The organism is Mycobacterium sp. 2-64 (assembly GCF_035918375.1).
In the GTDB taxonomy this organism is placed as follows: Bacteria; Actinomycetota; Actinomycetes; order Mycobacteriales; family Mycobacteriaceae; genus Mycobacterium; species Mycobacterium intracellulare.
This window is the reverse complement of record NZ_CP142361.1, coordinates 5301333-5317446: the sequence shown is the minus strand read 5'-3', so window position 1 is coordinate 5317446 and position 16114 is coordinate 5301333. Positions and strand designations below refer to the sequence as shown.

At 65.9% G+C, this 16114-nt stretch carries 16 protein-coding genes; 13 read left to right on the top strand and 3 right to left on the bottom strand.

What is annotated here, in order from left to right:
- The first annotated feature begins 90 nt into the window (after positions 1 to 90).
- The gene (locus QGN31_RS25010; RefSeq protein ID WP_009952093.1) at positions 91 to 768 is read left to right on the top strand and encodes a Crp/Fnr family transcriptional regulator; all 678 of its coding nucleotides are present in this window, start codon (positions 91 to 93) and stop codon (positions 766 to 768) included.
- Here QGN31_RS25010 and QGN31_RS25005 read toward each other — a convergent pair.
- Complete coding sequence (locus QGN31_RS25005; RefSeq protein WP_167324043.1) at positions 765 to 1661, bottom strand: alpha/beta fold hydrolase; 897 nt, start codon at positions 1659 to 1661, stop codon at positions 765 to 767. The two genes, QGN31_RS25010 and QGN31_RS25005, sit on opposite strands and share 4 nt — an antisense overlap.
- Before the next feature lie 368 nt (positions 1662 to 2029).
- On the opposite strand from QGN31_RS25005, the gene QGN31_RS25000 reads away from it, so the two are divergent.
- The 4 genes from QGN31_RS25000 to QGN31_RS24985 are packed head-to-tail and all read left to right on the top strand — an operon-like array spanning position 2030 to position 5439.
- On the top strand, positions 2030 to 3418 hold the full coding sequence (locus QGN31_RS25000; protein WP_014941107.1) for an FAD-dependent oxidoreductase: 1389 nt from the start codon (positions 2030 to 2032) through the stop codon (positions 3416 to 3418).
- A complete protein-coding gene (locus QGN31_RS24995) occupies positions 3415 to 3846 on the top strand; it encodes an SgcJ/EcaC family oxidoreductase (RefSeq protein ID WP_009952089.1) in 432 nt (143 codons plus the stop codon). The genes QGN31_RS25000 and QGN31_RS24995 overlap by 4 nt, the downstream gene beginning before the upstream one ends.
- A gap of 55 nt (positions 3847 to 3901) precedes the next feature.
- The gene (locus QGN31_RS24990) at positions 3902 to 4486 is read left to right on the top strand and encodes an arsinothricin resistance N-acetyltransferase ArsN1 family B (protein ID WP_014378790.1); all 585 of its coding nucleotides are present in this window, start codon (positions 3902 to 3904) and stop codon (positions 4484 to 4486) included.
- Entirely contained in the window at positions 4483 to 5439 is a 957-nt protein-coding gene (locus QGN31_RS24985; protein WP_014941108.1) for a dipeptidase, read from the top strand. Before QGN31_RS24990 ends, QGN31_RS24985 begins: the two co-directional genes overlap by 4 nt.
- A gap of 21 nt (positions 5440 to 5460) precedes the next feature.
- Here the strand turns inward: QGN31_RS24985 and QGN31_RS24980 are convergent, their stop codons facing one another.
- Both QGN31_RS24980 and QGN31_RS24975 read right to left on the bottom strand, forming a co-directional pair.
- Positions 5461 to 6162 carry a hypothetical protein gene (locus tag QGN31_RS24980; protein ID WP_026071081.1) on the bottom strand — a complete coding sequence of 234 codons (702 nt, stop codon included), beginning with the start codon at positions 6160 to 6162 and terminating at the stop codon, positions 5461 to 5463.
- A complete protein-coding gene (locus tag QGN31_RS24975; RefSeq protein WP_043955568.1) occupies positions 6162 to 6773 on the bottom strand; it encodes a hypothetical protein in 612 nt (203 codons plus the stop codon). The genes QGN31_RS24980 and QGN31_RS24975 overlap by 1 nt, the downstream gene beginning before the upstream one ends.
- Before the next feature lie 328 nt (positions 6774 to 7101).
- Between QGN31_RS24975 and QGN31_RS24970 the strand changes: the two genes are divergently transcribed.
- Genes QGN31_RS24970 through QGN31_RS24935 form a run of 8 tightly spaced genes read left to right on the top strand, consistent with a single transcriptional unit; the run spans position 7102 to position 16111 of the window.
- On the top strand, positions 7102 to 7971 hold the full coding sequence (locus QGN31_RS24970) for an MlaE family ABC transporter permease (RefSeq protein WP_008262772.1): 870 nt from the start codon (positions 7102 to 7104) through the stop codon (positions 7969 to 7971).
- 1 nt (position 7972) lies between these two features.
- Complete coding sequence (locus QGN31_RS24965; protein WP_008262773.1) at positions 7973 to 8830, top strand: ABC transporter permease; 858 nt, start codon at positions 7973 to 7975, stop codon at positions 8828 to 8830.
- The gene (locus QGN31_RS24960) at positions 8831 to 10402 is read left to right on the top strand and encodes an MlaD family protein (protein ID WP_014941112.1); all 1572 of its coding nucleotides are present in this window, start codon (positions 8831 to 8833) and stop codon (positions 10400 to 10402) included.
- The gene (locus QGN31_RS24955; protein ID WP_014941113.1) at positions 10399 to 11478 is read left to right on the top strand and encodes an MlaD family protein; all 1080 of its coding nucleotides are present in this window, start codon (positions 10399 to 10401) and stop codon (positions 11476 to 11478) included. Before QGN31_RS24960 ends, QGN31_RS24955 begins: the two co-directional genes overlap by 4 nt.
- Entirely contained in the window at positions 11471 to 12517 is a 1047-nt protein-coding gene (locus QGN31_RS24950) for an MCE family protein (protein WP_009955638.1), read from the top strand. The genes QGN31_RS24955 and QGN31_RS24950 overlap by 8 nt, the downstream gene beginning before the upstream one ends.
- Positions 12514 to 13629, top strand: coding sequence for an MCE family protein (locus QGN31_RS24945; RefSeq protein WP_014378795.1), 1116 nt, complete (start codon positions 12514 to 12516; stop codon positions 13627 to 13629). Before QGN31_RS24950 ends, QGN31_RS24945 begins: the two co-directional genes overlap by 4 nt.
- 2 nt (positions 13630 to 13631) lie before the next feature.
- Positions 13632 to 14864: an MlaD family protein gene (locus tag QGN31_RS24940; protein WP_014378796.1), complete on the top strand. Its 1233-nt coding sequence runs from the start codon at positions 13632 to 13634 to the stop codon at positions 14862 to 14864.
- Positions 14861 to 16111, top strand: coding sequence for an MlaD family protein (locus QGN31_RS24935; protein WP_014381598.1), 1251 nt, complete (start codon positions 14861 to 14863; stop codon positions 16109 to 16111). Before QGN31_RS24940 ends, QGN31_RS24935 begins: the two co-directional genes overlap by 4 nt.
- Positions 16112 to 16114 lie beyond the last annotated feature (3 nt).

Below are 16114 nucleotides of genomic sequence, written 5' to 3'. Positions count from 1 at the left end.
TAAAGTCGAGGACGCGAGCCAAGACGCCCCCAACCCGGAGTAGCGCCTAGTGCGCGCAAACGCCGTGCGGAACGCGTTGAAAGGGGCGGCGTGGACGACATTTTGGCGCGAGCCGGCATCTTCCAGGGAATTGCACCCGACGCGGTCGCCGCGTTGGCCCGCCACCTGCAGCACGTCTCCTTCCCGCGCAGGCGCACCGTCTTCGTCGAGGGCGAGGCGGGCGACGACCTCTTCGTGATCTTGGCGGGTTCGGTGAAGATCCGTCATCAGACCGCCGACGGCCGTGAAACCGTCTTCGCGGTGCTGGGCCCCGGCGACGTGTTCGGCGAGCTCGCACTGTTCGATCCGGGCCCGCGAACCTCGACGGTGATCACGCTGACCGAGGTGGAGACCGTCAGGATGGACCGCCACGCCCTGCGAACATGGATGGCCGAACGCCCCGAAATCGCGGAGCAGCTGCTACGGGTGCTGGCGCGTCGGCTCCGGCACACCAACAACACGCTGTGCGACTTGATCTTCACCGATGTGCCCGCCCGGGTCGCCAAGCAAATCCTCGATCTGGCAATGCGTTTCGGTACCAACAGCGGGGGACCGGTGCGCGTCGAGCATCACCTCACGCAAAAAGAGCTCGCTCAACTCGTCGGTTCCTCGCGCGAAACGGTCAACAAGGCGCTATCGGATTTCACCCAGCGCGGCTGGATCCGGCAGCAGGGCAAGGCCCTGATCATCGACCAGCCCGCGAAGCTGGCCCGCCGCGCACGGGCCTAGGTGATCGACCAGAATTCCAGCAGCGTCCGTAGCGTCGCGACCAGGGGAAGCGGCTGATCCAGCATCGGGTGATGACCGGCTTCGGCCAGCTCGACAAACGGGCCCCTCAGCTGCAGGAGGGAGCGGATCCGTTCGGCCATGGCGGGCGGCACCAATCCGGCCTCGCAACGCAAATACCCCACGCGGCAGCGCATCGCGGCGAGCATGCTCTCCAGCGATTCCTCGTCGGCGGGCGTCGGATCGAGATACTCACCGCCGTAAATCGCCGGATCGAATTTCCAAACCCAGCCCCCGTCGGACTTGCGTACCGACTCCGCCGCGATATGCCGGCGGACATAGGGGAGGATCAACTCCTGCGACGGCACGGCCGTAAACCGGGCCAGGATCTCGTCTTTCGTCCGATATTCGGTGTGTTTGTGCCGGCGTAGGCGTTCTTCCTCCGGCGCACGCTCCCACAGCGGCGAATCGATCACCAACATGCTGTTGATCTGCCGGCTGTGGTGCATCGCCGTTGTGGATGCGACCCAACCGCCCATGCTGTGGCCGACGATGGTCGGCCTCCCGGCGGGGCCCGCGGCGGACGCGGCGGCCATCACTTCGCTCGCCCAGATCCGCAGGTCATAGTTGGCGCGCGACCCGCTGTCGCCATGGCCGGACAGATCCAGCGCAATCACCCGGTGGGTACGGGAAATGAACGGCGCGATGTGGTCCCACCAACCGGAGTGGGCTCCGCCGCCGTGGATCAGCACCACCGGCGGCTGGTCGGCGGCACCCCAAATGCGTAGGTGGATACGGCAGCCGTCGACATCGACCTCGCCGTGCTCGGGCTGTTGATCGAGTGCGGAAGTGAACCACGCCGGTGTAACGGGTAGCTGGCGCGAACGGGAGAACAGTTTGACCCTCCCTATTCGTGATGCAGGTCAGCCGCGCCGACGCCCCACTTTAACTGCAGCGGAACAATTTCGAAAGCATGCTCGCGCATCCACGGCGGCCCTGTGGGTGGCAGCGAATCATCGGAATGGACGCCAGGAGGGCCACCCATGTCCCAAAAGCTGTGCATAGATCCAACTTTCACCGTGTTGAGGTGCGTGCCGTTGTCCGGGAGGGACTGCGATCTCCACGGATCCCGCCGGTCGGCCGTGGCGGAAGCCGTATTATCATCGCCTTAATATTCTTACCATAACCTTAGATTTGCGGTATGCTGCTGCGGCATGGGTCACACCACAAACCGTGTGGGCTCCTCTGTTCACAGGCCTGTGCCGTGAACGCCTCGCGTGAGCACGCCGTTGTGCTAGGTGCGGGCATCGCGGGTCTGCTTGCCGCGCGGGTACTTTCGGATGCCTACGACTCGGTGTGCGTCATCGAGCGTGACAAGACTCTCGGCCTTCCCATTCACCGGAAGGGTGTGCCACAAGGGCGTCACATCCACAATTTCCTGAGCCGCGGCACGCAGGTGCTCGCCGAACTGTTTCCCGGGCTGATTGACGAGCTGGGCGCCGCCGGTGCGGTTGTCATCGACGACGGCGACTTGTCGCGGCTTTATGTGCGGGCGGGCCGCTACGAGCTCCAACGTGCGGGCACGTTGACTGATCCCACGGCGGTGACGTTGTGCCTGGCGACGCGACCTTTTGTGGAGTCCCATGTGCATCGACGCGTCGCGAATCTGCCCAACGTGCGGTTTCTCGAGGGCCATGAGGTGATCGAGCCGCTCACCGAGGCAAATGCCATTGCCGGCGTGCGAATAGTGCAGCACGACAACGGCACGCCGGGGGACCTGGCCGCCGATCTGCTCGTCGACGCGATGGGCCGGTCCGCCCGCACCCCGGCGTTTTTAGAGGGGATGGGCTACGGACGCCCGCCCGAGACGCGCTCCACCGCCATGCTGGGCTATTCCAGCCAACTGCTGAGCATCCCTAACGGATGCATCAACGAGCAGATGGTCGTGTTCAACCTCGGGCTCCGTGGCAAGCCCGGCGGGCTGCTGCTGGCCTGCGAGAACGACACCTGGATGTTCGCGGTCGCCCGCACCATCGACACGGGCGGGGCGCCACCCGATTTCGCCACCATGCTTGCGCTGGCCGAGGGTGCATTGCCCCCGGAAATCATGGACGGGCTACGCCGCGCGCACCCGCTCGCGGACATTGCCACCTTCCGCAATCCCGCGGCGGTTTGGCGGCGCTACGACCACATGACGAGACTCCCCCGCGGACTGCTCGTCATCGGCGATGCGCTCTGCAGCCCTAACCCGGTGTACGGGCAAGGCATGACAATGGCGGCGCAGCAAGCGCTGGCACTGCGTGACTGCCTACGCGGCGGCGACGCCGACTTGGCCCAGCGCTTCTTCCTCATGGCGGCACGCGGCATCCGGCCGACATGGGCGATGAATCAGGCCAACGACCGCAACCGGTCGTCGAACCGCAAGCCTTCCCTGCAACGGCGGCTGCGGGGCCGTCTGGTCGGGGCGATGCTGAACGCCGCCGGCGACGACACCGCGGTCACCGAACGCCTGCTGCGGGTCACTCACCTCGTCGACCCACCGGTGCGGCTGCAGGACCCCACGTTGTTGTCTCGCGTCCTTCGAGCCAACTTGCGGCAACGATTCCGACGGGCGCAGCAGCATCGACACCATCGATTGCGGGAGGCATTGTGACGACCGGTGAGCGGCGGGCCGACGAAGACGCGATCCGCGGGCTGATCGATCAGCAGGTAAGGGGTTGGGCGGCAGGCGATCCCGACGCCTACGCCAGTGTCTTCACCGCGGATGCGGACTACGTCACCTTTCTGGGCGCCCACCATACGGGCCGCGACGCGATTGCGGCGTCGTACGCCCCGCTGTTCCGCAAGCTCCTCAAGGGCACCCGGCTACGGATCGACGTCGCCCAGCTCCGGTTTCTCACACCCGACGTGGCGCTGATTCACGCGAACGCGACGGTGGTGAGGCGGCGACGCAACCGGCGCAATGCCCGGGTGAACACCAGTGTCGCCGTGCGGACCGACGGGCGCTGGTTGCTCGCGTCTTCGCAAAACACCACGCATCGCCCGTTCGCAGAAGCCCTTATGGCCAGGTTCTTTTCCTGAAGGCCGCGACCATCGGCCGTCGTGCGGCTAGCCTTCTGTGGTCGTGAGGCTAAGAATGGCCACGCCCGAGGACGCGGGCGCCATCGTGGACATCTATCTGCCGTATGTGCGGGACACGGCCGTGTCCTTCGAGACGGTCGCCCCGAGCGTTCAGGAGATGCGGTCGAGGATGACCACCACGCTGGCAACGCTGCCCTGGCTGGTCGTCGCGGACAGTCGAGGCCCCAAGGGATACGCCTACGCAAGCCCACACCGGGCACGGGACGCCTACCGTTGGTGCGTCGATGTTTCGGTGTACCTCGACACATCCGTTCAGGGCCGGGGACATGGCCGCCGAATTTACACGGCGCTGCTGAATGTGCTTGCCGCACAGGGGCACATCAATGCCTATGCCGGCATCACGCTTCCCAACGCTGCCAGTGTCGGTCTGCACGAAGCCTTGGGCTTCACCCCGGTCGGCGTCTTTCGCGACGTGGGCTTCAAGCGACAAAGATGGTGGGATGTCGGCTGGTGGCATCGTCGCTTGGCCGACCCGCCCGCGTCCCCGCGCGAACCGAGGCCCTGGCCCGAACTGGCCGATCGGGCCGTCGACTCCGCGCTCGAGGGTAACGGCTCGCCTCAGGAGAGTTCACCACCATGACCGCCCTGTTGTGGGACCAGCACACGTGCCTGCCGCTCGCCACCGACGCCGACATCGAACCGTTGAATCGTTACCAATTCGCCGGTGGCACGGTGCTTTCGGTCAACGCGGGATATTCACCACACAGCTTCAGCGACGCCGTGGCGCTGCTGGATCACTATCGTGCCGCGATCGACGACCACCCCGGCCTGGAATTGGCGGCCACCCTCGGTGAGGTAGACGCGGCGACCCAAGCCGGGCGCATCGCGGTCGTCTTCGACCTGGAAGATTCACGCCCGCTTGACGACGACCTGGAGAATCTGCGGAGGCTGGCGAACCTGGGAGTGCGCACCCTGTTGCCGACCTATAACAACGCCAACCGCGCGGGCAGCGGCTGCCTCGACCGCACCGACGGCGGCCTCACCGCCTGGGGCCGTGCGATCGTCGCGGAACTGAACACGGTCGGCATCGTTCCCGACGGGTCTCACTGCAGTGCGCGCACCGGTCTCGACATGTGCGAGGTATCGACCGGCCCGGTCATTTACAGCCACTCATGCATGAGCGCGTTGTGGGACCATCCCCGCAACATCACCGACGATCAGGCCCGGGCCTGCGCGCAGACGGGCGGTGTCATCGGCATCACCGGCGTCGGCATCTTCCTCGGACCCAACACGCCCACGCTGGAAGCGATGACACGGCACCTCGAATACGCCGTCGACCTCGTCGGCATCGAACACGTCGGTATCAGCACCGACTTCTGTTTCGACGCCGCCGATTTCACCAACGAACTGCGCCGCAATCCCCACCTGTTCGACGCCAGCTACACCCGCTGGGGCCCGATCCAGTGGGTGCCGCCGGAAACCTTTGTGACACTCGGTGAGCACCTGCGGGGAAGGGGATGGAACGGTCGTGACATCCACGCGGTCCTCGGTGGCAACTTCTATCGGGTGGCCAAACAAGCCTGGCGCGCCTGAACAGGCCACCGGCGCATCAGTTCACGGCAGTTCGACCTTGCTGGCCAGCCATCGGCCGTCCACCTTTTCCATCGTCATCTTTACCCTGCTGCGGTCCAGCTGAGGTGCCGGCGCCGCACCGTTGCTCACCGACTGATCCACGAACAGCACAACGTCCACCTTGTCCTCGGTCGCCGACTGGACCGCCGCGTCGACGACGTTGCCGTGCGCCGCCGCCTTGTTGTCGATGAGCGTTTGGCGCAGCTGGGCGCTGGATTTCGTGTACATGTCCTTGAACTCGCCGGTCGAGCCGTCGAGGACTTCGGCGAAGTTCTTGTCGATCGCGTTGGTGTCCACGCTGGTCAGCGCGAGGATGTATTTCTTTGCCGCAGTGAGTGCTTGGGCCGCCGCCACGTCCTTCTGGTGATGCTGGAACAGCAACCAGCCCTCGTATCCGGCGCCGGCGAGTACGACCGCCAGAATCAGAGCGGCCGCCCAACGAGCGACGTTGACCCGCCGGCCCTTTCGCTTGCTCGGACGCTGATCGTCTTCCCCGTCGGCAGAGCCCTCACCGGGGTCCGTGTCCGGGGAGGCGTCGGCCGGTGGACGGCTGACGTCGTCGTCCTCGGCCTCCGCCGCTTCCGTGTCTTCGGCAACTTCTGTGCCTTCTGCGGCGATTCGGAAGCGACTCACCAACCACGTCCGTGGGTTGCCGACTGTTCGTAGCGATGGGCGATGGTTCATCAGTTACATGCGCCGGAGTCACGCAGCGCGTTCGCCCAGCCGATGGCCGAGACGATATTCGCGTGGGTGACGCCCGACGGATCCTTTCTCTTGATGCTGTCGCTGATCCGGGACAACTGAAATGCCAAGTGGACCATGGATTCCCCGCCGTATAACGGCGAATAGGGGCCGAAGTTGTCGGGTTCGTTGGTGATGATCAGCGGCTTCACCCGCGGGCCCAGAAAGGCCGTCGACCGATCGATGTTGGCGACAACGGCATCGGCGTTCCGCTGCACGCCGCCGGCCGTGTAGTCGTCATGGTGGTCACCGAGGTAGCGATTGAAGTCGTTGATCTGGCCCATCAACGGATCGAATTGGGACTTGAACCATTGGCAGGAGTCGGACATTCCGCCGATCATCTCGGGGGTCACCCGAGAGGTGAACGTGTTGTAGGGCCAGACGTCGAAGTTCGGTGACCAATCGCTGGGCGCGGGCGTGAACGCCGGCTGTGGTGGGGGAGGTTCACCCGGATCGGCGTAGGCGGTGCCGGAAAGCACGACGGCGGTCGCGAGCAGCGCCGGGCCGGCACACACGATGCCTCCGCCCGCCTGTCGCAACCTCGCCAGAATCATCCGCGCCTTCCCCGAGAACACGATAACTCGCGACCGCTCTAACCAACCATTTAGTCGACAAATGTCCAGTAACATCTGTGGCCCGGAACGGGATCTTCTCGCGAAGTCGGCGTCGCGTCAAGGGCCCGCTGGCAGGCGAAGATGCAAAGTGACCACGGGTCATAGCGGCACCAGGCGGGGCAATTGAGCGCCAAATCTGCACAAAGTGCAAAGTGAGATCTTTCGCATAGCCTGAATAGCGGTTAACATAGCCGCCCGTGGGGGCACAGCAAAGGTTCACCGATGAACAGCCGTACCGGCGAGTGGCCGCGCTGAGGCGCATCCGGCGATGACCGCCCAGGACGATCGCCCGCTCACCGAGGACCGGGCGCCCGACAGTGTGGCCACCATCCAGGAGTGGTCCGCGGGCTATGTGGTGCGGCACCCCCTCGCCTCGCTGAACACACTGGGCGAGCAGTACATCCTCGCGGTCCGCACGGTCGAGTACTGCATGGTCGACCTGTTCACCGGCCGCTTCCAGTGGGCGGAGTTCGTGCGGCAGGGGGCCTTCATGGCGGCGACCGCCGTGCTGCCCACGGTCCTGGTGGCGCTGCCCATCGGGGTGACGCTGTCCATCCAGTTCGCCCTGTTGGCCAACCAGGTCGGCGCGACCTCGCTGGCGGGCGCCGCCAGTGGGCTCGCCGTGATCCGTCAGGCCGCCTCGCTGGTGGCCGCGGTGCTGATGGCATCGGCCGTCGGGTCCGCCATCACCGCGGACCTCGGGTCTCGGACCATGCGCGAAGAAACCGACGCCATGGAGGTCATGGGGGTCTCGGTAATCCGCCGCCTGGTCGTCCCTCGCTTCGCCGCCGCCATCATGGTCGGCGTGGCGCTGACCGGAATCACCTGCTTCGTCGGCTTTTTGGCCAGTTATCTGTTCAACGTCTACTTCCAACGCGGCGCACCGGGAAGTTTCGTGGCGACGTTTTCGTCGTTCGCCACCACGGAGGACATGATCGTCGCGCTGCTCAAGGCCGTGATCTACGGAGCCATCGTGGCGGTAATCGCCTGCCAAAAAGGGCTTTTCACCAAGGGCGGGCCGGCGGGCGTGGCCAACTCGGTGAACGCGGCCGTGGTGGAGTCGATTTTGGTGCTGATGATCGTCAACGTCGGGATCAGCCAGTTGTACAACACACTGTTCCCCAGGACGGGACTGTGAAATGACGGCCTCCGCATACGTTCCCGGACTCGCACGACCGTTCATCGGCGCGTACCGGGTCGCGGCCGCACCTACCATGCGGCTGGGACACATGCTGGTCTTCTTCGTCCGTGCCGTGCTCGCGGTGCCGATCGTCCTTCGGCAATACCGCACGGAATTCCTACGATTGCTGTCGAACATCGCATGGGGCAACGGCTCGATCGTGGTCGGCGGCGGCACCGCCGGCGTCGCGGTGGTCCTCGGCTTCACCGCCGGCGCACTGGTGGCCGTGGAGGGATACAACTTTCTCAACCTGCTCGGCCTCGGCCCCGCCACCGGGATCATCTCGTCACTGGTCAACACCCGCGAACTGGCGCCCATCATGGCCTCCCTGGCGTTCGCGATGCAGGCCGGCTGCCGGTTCACCGCCCAACTCGGCGCCATGCGCATCGCCGAAGAGATCGACGCCCTGGAATCCCTGGCGATACGCCCCATCCCGTTCCTGGTCACGACGAGGCTGATGGCCTCCGTCATCGCCGTCATCCCGCTCTACATCGCCTGCCTCGCCGTCACCTACCTCACGTGCCAGGTGGTCGCCAACATCATCAGCGGCGGATCGATCGGCCCGTACCTGCACTACTTCACCATGATGCTCAGCGCCAAGGACATAGCCTACTCGGTACTCAAATGCGTTGTCTTCGTGTGGCTTTCCTCCACTGTGCAGTGTTACTACGGGTTCTACGCCGCGGGCGGACCCGAGGGCGTGGGCGTCGCGGCCGGCCATGCCATGCGGGCGAGCATCACCGTCGTGATCATGGTCAACATGTTGCTCACGATGGCGCTGTGGAGCATCGACGCCGGCGCGAGATTCGGTGGCTGAATGGCCAATTCGCTAGATTTCGACGGGCGGGGCCCCACCGACCAACAGCTGGTGGCCCTGGGCGCGGCGGTGCTGCTGATCGCGGGACTGATCACGGGAAGCCTGCTGCTGAAGTCCACCGGCCGGCTCAACGACTACATCCGCGTGGTCGCCGAGCTGACGAACGTGGGCGATGGGCTGCCGGCGCGGTCCGATGTCAAATACCACGGGCTGCTCGTCGGCGCCGTCGACAACGTCGTCCCGGCGGCCTACGGCAAGCCGAACTACGTGCACATCAACCTCAAACCCGAATACGCCAAGGACATCCCGAGCGCGGTGACCGCGCGCGTGGTGCCCAGCAACGTGTTCGCGGTCTCGTCGGTGCAACTCGTCGACGGCGCCCCGAGCCCGAGCATCCGCAACGGGACGCGCATCCCCGAGGACCTGCAGCTGTCGACGGTGATCTTCCAGACCACGATCAGCAAGCTACGCGACATCCTGGCCGCGACCGGCCGGGGCCGCGAAGACCACAGTGTCGGCATCCTGGCCGCCGTCGCGGCCGCCACCAACAACCGGCGCGGCACCTTGCTCAACGCCGGCGCGCAGCTGACCCGGGTGCTCGACGAGCTCAATGCCATCGTGACCACCGACCCCGGCCCGTCCACGGTCTCCGCGCTGCTGGACGCCACCCGCGGCCTGCAGGCCACCGCGCCCGACCTCGTCGACGTCTTGCACGACGCGGTCAAACCGATGCAAACCCTGGCCGAAAAGCGCGAGCAATTCCGGTCTCTGGTCAGCGGCTCGCGCCACACCTTCGGCGTGAACCGGCAAGCGTTCGACAACCACACCGACCAGCTGATCGAGATGAGCCAGAACCTCACGCCCGCCCTCGGCGTGTTCGCCCTGAACAGCGACAAATTCGTCCCCATCTTCACTCGGCTGAACCGGCTGTCCGACAAGTTCTTCGAAGAGGTGTGGGACCCGGAAATGGACACCGGGAACATGCGAGTCAATCTGGCGCTCACCCCGACCTACACCTACACCCGCGCCGATTGCCCGCGGTATGGTCAGTTGCTCGGGCCGAGCTGCTACACCGCCCCGACCATCGCGGTGCGCCCGGACCTGCCCGAGGTGTTGTTGCCGCAGAACTACCACGCGCCAGCGGATTTGGCGCCGCCCCCGGGCACGCAGATCGGACCCGATGGCAACCTCACCGCGGTGGGCCCGCCCCTGTTCAACCCGAATCCCAGCCTGGAAGACCCCAACCCGCCGTTGCCGTGGTGGCCGTGGCAGATCGGCCCGACACCCCGCGTCCCGGGGACCGCCGTCCCCGACGACGCGCCGCCGGCACCGGCGCCGGGACCGCCTCCCCCGAGTCCGGGCCCGCCCGACGCGGCCGCGCCGGCGACCTACGGCGGCAACGTCGGCCCGGTGGGCAGCCAACACGAACGTGACCAACTCGGCGCGATCACCGGCCAGGGCCGTCCGGCGTCGGTAGCGACGCAACTGCTGCTGGGCCCGGTGGCGCGCGGCGCCACGGTCTCCCTGAAACCACAGCAACCGCAGCCCGCGCCGGGTGGTGAGCCGAAATGAAGGTACGCGGACCGCTGATCGGGCTGTCGCTGTTCATGGCGATCGCCATCGCCGTGACGTGGATGGTGTACGCCACCCTGCGGCGCGACGTGGCCGGGCCGACCACGCCGTACGCGGCGATGTTCACCGACGTGTATGGACTACGCATCGGCGACGACGTCCGTATGGCCGGCGTGCGGGTGGGCCGCGTCGAAAACATCGAATTGGCCGGCAAATTGGCGAAGGTCTCGTTCATCGTCGAGAACGACCAGCACCTGTACGGCAACACGGTCGCATCGGTGACCTACCAGAACATCATCGGGCAGCGCTATCTGGGATTGTCGCTCGGCGAAACCGGCAGCAGGGGAATGCTTTCGGCGGGCAGCGTGATACCGGTGCAGCAGACCGACCCCTCCTTTGACGTCGGCAAGCTGCTCAACGGTTTCGAGCCGCTGTTCACCCTGCTCAACCCCAAAGACGCCGACGACCTGACCAAGGGGGTCCTGCAGTCGCTGCAAGGCGACCAGGCGTCCATTCCGCTGCTGGTGCAGCAGACCTCGACGATCACGCGGACGCTGTCGGCGCGCGACCAGTCGTTGGGCGACCTCATCAGCAATCTCACCAAGGTCACCGACACCGTCGCGCGGCAAAACGACGACCTCGACCACGCCCTCGATCAAACCCGCTCCGCGGTAGCCAATTTCGATGCCCGCCGCCCGGCGCTGCAGGACTCGGTGGGTTCGATCGCCCGCGTGACCCGCCGCCTCGCGGCGATCGCCGATGACGTCGACCCGTCATTGAACCAGCTGATCACCCGGGAGCCGGGATTCAGCAAGCACCTGGCCGGAATCGAGCCCCAGCTGGCGTTCACCGGTGACAACCTCCCCCTATTGCTCAAGGGTTTCGCGCGGGCGCTCAGCGAGGGTTCCTACGGCAACGCCTACGCGTGTGACCTGAACGCGACGGGCTTCTTCCCCGGGCTCAACGACATCACCACGTTCATCGTCAACGCGGCCACGCCCGGAAACGCGTATCCGATCACCACGAAGAACATGGGGTGGCACACCCCGCGATGCAGGAACATGGCCAATGGCTGACGCACTGAGAACCCGATGGCTGCGCTGGCGACCGCTCGAGTCCTACAACAGGACCTGGCTCGGGCTGGGCGGGCTGGCGGTGGTCGCGGTCCTCGTCGCGGTGTCGCTGGGGATCAAGCTTCTCGGCGTCGGTTACACCCATTACACCGCCGAATTCCTGCAAGCCGCCACGCTGCGGCCCGGAAACCCCATCACCATCGCCGGGATCGAGGTCGGGCACGTCACCAGCATGAAACTCGACGGCGATCACGTCGAAGCGGGCTTGAGCGTGCGGGACAACGTCGCGCTGGGCAAGGACACCCGGGCGGTCATCAAGGTGATGACCATCCTTGGATCGCGCTATCTGGAGCTGGTGCCCGACGGCCCGGGATCGATTCCGGGCAAGACGATCACCCTGTCCCACACGGCGGTGCCCTACGACCTGCAGTCTCTGCTCGAAGACGCCACCACCACATTCGAGCAGGTCGATTCCGACCAGTTCGCGCAGTCGCTCGCCGTGCTGGGCAAGCAACTGGGCGGGGTGCCCCCGCTGGTTCCGCAGGCGGTCGCGAACCTGCAGACGTTGTCGACGATCACCGCCGACCGCCGGGGACAGCTCGGCACGCTGCTGAAAAGCACTCAGCGAGTGGTCAATACGCTGCGGCGCCAGCAGACCAACATCGGGCATCTGATGGATCAAGGGCAGGACCTGCTCGGCCACCTGGTGGCCCGCCAGGCCACCTTCCACGCCATGTTCGCGGCGCTGACCGAGCTGGTCGATCAGCTCGACAAGGTCGTCGTCACCAACCGCCCCATGCTCGACGAATTGTTCGTCAACCTGCATGACCTGACGAACATGATCGGCCAGCACGACGACTTGGTGCGCAACACGCTGCAGGTCGCCCCGGTGGCGCTGCGGGGCTTGACGAACGCCACCGGCTACGGTCCGGTCGTCGAATTCAACCTGCCCAACGGGCTCGCCATCGACTCGTGGATGTGCGCCATCAGTGGGCGCGCGAAGGAATTCAAGATGATCCAGTACTTCAAGGACTGCAAATGATTTCAGGTCGGCGCAGGCTCATCGCCGTCGCGGCCGTGGCAGCCGCGGCGGCGGCCGTCGCCATCGGCTTGGTAGGGCACTATGTCAAATCCCGACTAGACACGATGACCGTGATCGCTCAATTCGACAGCGCCGCCGGCCTTTACGAGGGAAACGTGGTAGCGGTGCTCGGCATGCCGGTGGGGAAGGTCAGCAAGGTCACGTCCAAAGGCAGTTACGTCGAGGCCGAGCTGACGCTGGACAAGAAGGTCAAGATCCCCGCCGCGGTCCGTGCCGTCACGATCACCACCTCGATACTCACCGACCGCCAGGTTGAATTGACCCCGCCATACCGGAGCGGACCGGTGCTCAAGAACCACGACACCATCGGACTGACCAGGACGAAGACGCCCGTGGCGTTCGACCGCGTGCTCGACATGCTCGACAAAGTCTCCAAATCGCTCAAGGGCGACGGGAAAGGCGGCGGCCCGGTCGCCGACCTGAGCGACGCGGCGGTCGCCATCACCGATGGGAACGGCAAGAAGATCCTGGCCGCCCTCGACGAGCTTTCCAAAGCGCTGCGCCTCAGCTCCGAGCGTGGCGTCACCACCCGCGAGCAACTGACCACCATCATCACCGACCTCAGCTCGATCACCGAGGCGGCCGCGCGCAACGACGCCAAGGTACGCGAGTTCGGTTCCACCACACGGCAGCTCAGCCAGATCCTGGCGGACGAGAAGTTCGGCACCGGCGCCACCGGGCGGACCATCAACCGGATACTCGAAGAAGTCACCACGCTGATCGAGAACAATCGCGACAACCTCAAGCAGGCCGTCCGCAACGGGGACACGGTCGCCAAGACGGTTGTCGCGGATCAGCGCGTCGTGGCCGAGATGCTGGACGTGCTCCCGCTGACACTGGAAAACCTGTACAACACCGTCGACCGCACCAATGGCGCGATCCGTGTGCACGGCCTGCTCGACAAGGCGCTCACCGACAGCCAGTCGGCCAAGGAGCTGTGCAATCTGATGCACCTGCGCCAATTGGGCTGCAGCACAGGGACGCTCCAGGATTACGGCCCGGACTTCGGGCTGACCTACATCCTCGACGGCCTCTCGGCGATGGGGCAGTAGCGATGACCTGGGGCAAGCACAAGGCAGCGGCGGCGGCGCTGAGCGCGGTGATGGTCAGTGCGGGCTGTGCCACCAACGGCCTGGCCAGTTTGCCGCTGCCGGCACCGGGAATCGGCGGCGGTGGATATTTGCTCAACGCCGTGTTCTCCAACGCCCTGAATCTGCCCGCCCATGCCAAGGTCAAACTCGCCGGAGCCGACGTCGGGCAACTCGAGAAGATGGTCGCGCGCAACTACACCGCGGTGACCACCCTGCGCATCATGGACGGCGTGCGCATCCCCGTCGGCAGCACCGCGGAGCTGCGATCCGCGACACCGCTCGGCGACGTGTTCGTCGCCATCAAGCCACCGACCCCGGTGGACCCGAATGCGCCGCTGCTCAAGGGCGGCGAAACCATCGGGCTGCCGGCCACCCGCGCCGCCGCCACCGTCGAGAGCGTGCTCAGCTCGGCCGCGCTGCTCGTCAACGGCGGTGCGGTCCGCAACTTCACCAACATCGTCAACGGCGCCGGGAAGGCGACAGGCGACCAGGGACGCGCGTTCGGCGACCTGATCAACCGGACCAATCTATTGCTGGGCAAGCTCAACGCCCGATCGGAGCAGATCGACGCGGCGGTGACCGAGACGGCGGGCCTGGCCGATCGCCTGGATGAGAAGAACCAGGCGATCACCGAGGTCTTGCAGGCCGTCGGCCCGGCCACGAACGTGTTGTCCAGCAACGCCGATGAAATCGCCGACGTGGTCGACGAACTCGGCGCCACGACCCGGCAGCTCTCCAAATTCCCCTCCATCGCCGGCACCGACAAGACAGGCCGCAGCGTCATCAAGGACGCCAACACCATCGCCGCCGCCTGGAACGACGTGGTGCTGAGCCCCGATACCAGCCTCGCCGCGCTGAACCGGCTGATCCCGCCGTTCGTGAAAACCACGTCCAGCGACGCCATTTCGGTACGCGGAAGCTTCGACCGGCTGGTCATGGGATCGCGACCCGGTACCGGGGCGGAGACCGGGGGGTTCAAGGGCGACCCGGCATTTCACGGACCCATGCGCCGCGACTGGAACTACATGATCGGCTCCATCAAGTACGTGCTGTGGCGCCTGCAGGAACGCGTCGTGGGTCGCGGGCCGCAAACGCCGATGGGCCAGACCCCGTGGACGCCGAGCGGTCCGCCCCTCCCCCCGGCGCCCGGGGGAGAAGCGCCGCCCGATCCCATCAACCCGGAGCCACCGCGATGATCGACACCCTCGCTCGAATCATCGTCGCCGCGGTCCGAGCCGGCCACCGCCAGCGCGCCTGGCTGTCCGGCCTCGCCTTGGTGCTCACCCTCGTGGTCGGCCTGGCCTACCTGGCGATCGGCGCACTGCGCATCAATCCGCTGGACTCCACCTTCCAGGTCACGATCCGGCTGCCCGAATCCGGCGGGTTGCTGGCCAACCAGGACGTCTCCGTCCGCGGGATCCGGGTCGGGCGGATTCAGTCGCTGCGACCCACACCCACCGGTGTCGAGGTGATCGCAAACATCAACGCGAACACCAAGATTCCCGCTGTCAGCCCGGTGCGGGTGTCCGGACTCTCGCCCGCCGGCGAACAGTACATCGATTTCGAGCCCGCCTCCAACAGCGGACCGTTCCTGTCGAACGGCAGCGTGATCGGCCCACAGCGGACCACGACTCCCATCCCGCTGTCCCAGGTGCTGGCCGACGCCGATGGGATGCTCGCCCAAGCCGACCCGAAGAAGCTCGAAATCGTGAAGCGCGAACTGAGTTTGAGCAAGGAGGGCCCGCAAAAGCTCACCGACATCATCGACGGTTCGACGTTCCTGCTCTCCACGATGGACCCGGTGCTGCCGCAGACCGTCAGCATGCTCAAGACCAGTCGCGTCGTCCTGACCACCCTCTCCGACAAGAATGCCGGGCTCGCGGTCGCCGCACGCAATGTCGGCGACCTCATGACCGGTGTGAACAAAATGGACCGCGGCTATCGCAAATTCGTCGACCAGACACCGCACGCGATGTCGTCGGTGGACAACCTGTTCGACGACAACTCCGACACCATGGTCGGGCTGCTGGCCAACCTGGTGACCACCGCGCGGATCATCTATGTCCGGGTTCCTGCCTTGAACGCGGTCTTCCCGAACTACCGGGGGTCCACGCTCGAGGCCCTGATGACGACCATGCACGAGCACGGGCTGTGGGCGACCGCCGACATCTACCCGCGCTACACCTGTGACTACGGCACCCCGCGCCGGCCGTCGTCGTCGGCGGACTACCCCGAACCGTTCCTGTACACCTATTGCCGCGACGACGATCCCCAGGTGTTGATCCGCGGCGCCAAGAACGCCCCCCGGCCGGGCGGCGACGACACCGCGGGCCCCCCGGCCGGCGCCGACCTCGGCCAAACCGCGGATCCAACGCCCAAGGGCCGGTTCACCATTCCCACGCCGTACGGCGGACCGGTGCTGCCGATCGAACCACCCCACTGACCT

Coding starts and splice junctions, on each gene's coding strand:
- QGN31_RS24990 (WP_014378790.1), top strand. CDS start 3,902: ATGGCCACGCCCGAGGACGCGGGCGCCATCGTGGACATCTATCTGCCG.
- QGN31_RS24985 (WP_014941108.1), top strand. CDS start 4,483: ATGACCGCCCTGTTGTGGGACCAGCACACGTGCCTGCCGCTCGCCACC.
- QGN31_RS24980 (WP_026071081.1), bottom strand. CDS start 6,162: ATGAACCATCGCCCATCGCTACGAACAGTCGGCAACCCACGGACGTGG.
- QGN31_RS24975 (WP_043955568.1), bottom strand. CDS start 6,773: ATGATTCTGGCGAGGTTGCGACAGGCGGGCGGAGGCATCGTGTGTGCC.
- QGN31_RS24970 (WP_008262772.1), top strand. CDS start 7,102: ATGACCGCCCAGGACGATCGCCCGCTCACCGAGGACCGGGCGCCCGAC.
- QGN31_RS24965 (WP_008262773.1), top strand. CDS start 7,973: ATGACGGCCTCCGCATACGTTCCCGGACTCGCACGACCGTTCATCGGC.
- QGN31_RS24960 (WP_014941112.1), top strand. CDS start 8,831: ATGGCCAATTCGCTAGATTTCGACGGGCGGGGCCCCACCGACCAACAG.
- QGN31_RS24955 (WP_014941113.1), top strand. CDS start 10,399: ATGAAGGTACGCGGACCGCTGATCGGGCTGTCGCTGTTCATGGCGATC.
- QGN31_RS24950 (WP_009955638.1), top strand. CDS start 11,471: ATGGCTGACGCACTGAGAACCCGATGGCTGCGCTGGCGACCGCTCGAG.
- QGN31_RS24945 (WP_014378795.1), top strand. CDS start 12,514: ATGATTTCAGGTCGGCGCAGGCTCATCGCCGTCGCGGCCGTGGCAGCC.
- QGN31_RS24940 (WP_014378796.1), top strand. CDS start 13,632: ATGACCTGGGGCAAGCACAAGGCAGCGGCGGCGGCGCTGAGCGCGGTG.
- QGN31_RS24935 (WP_014381598.1), top strand. CDS start 14,861: ATGATCGACACCCTCGCTCGAATCATCGTCGCCGCGGTCCGAGCCGGC.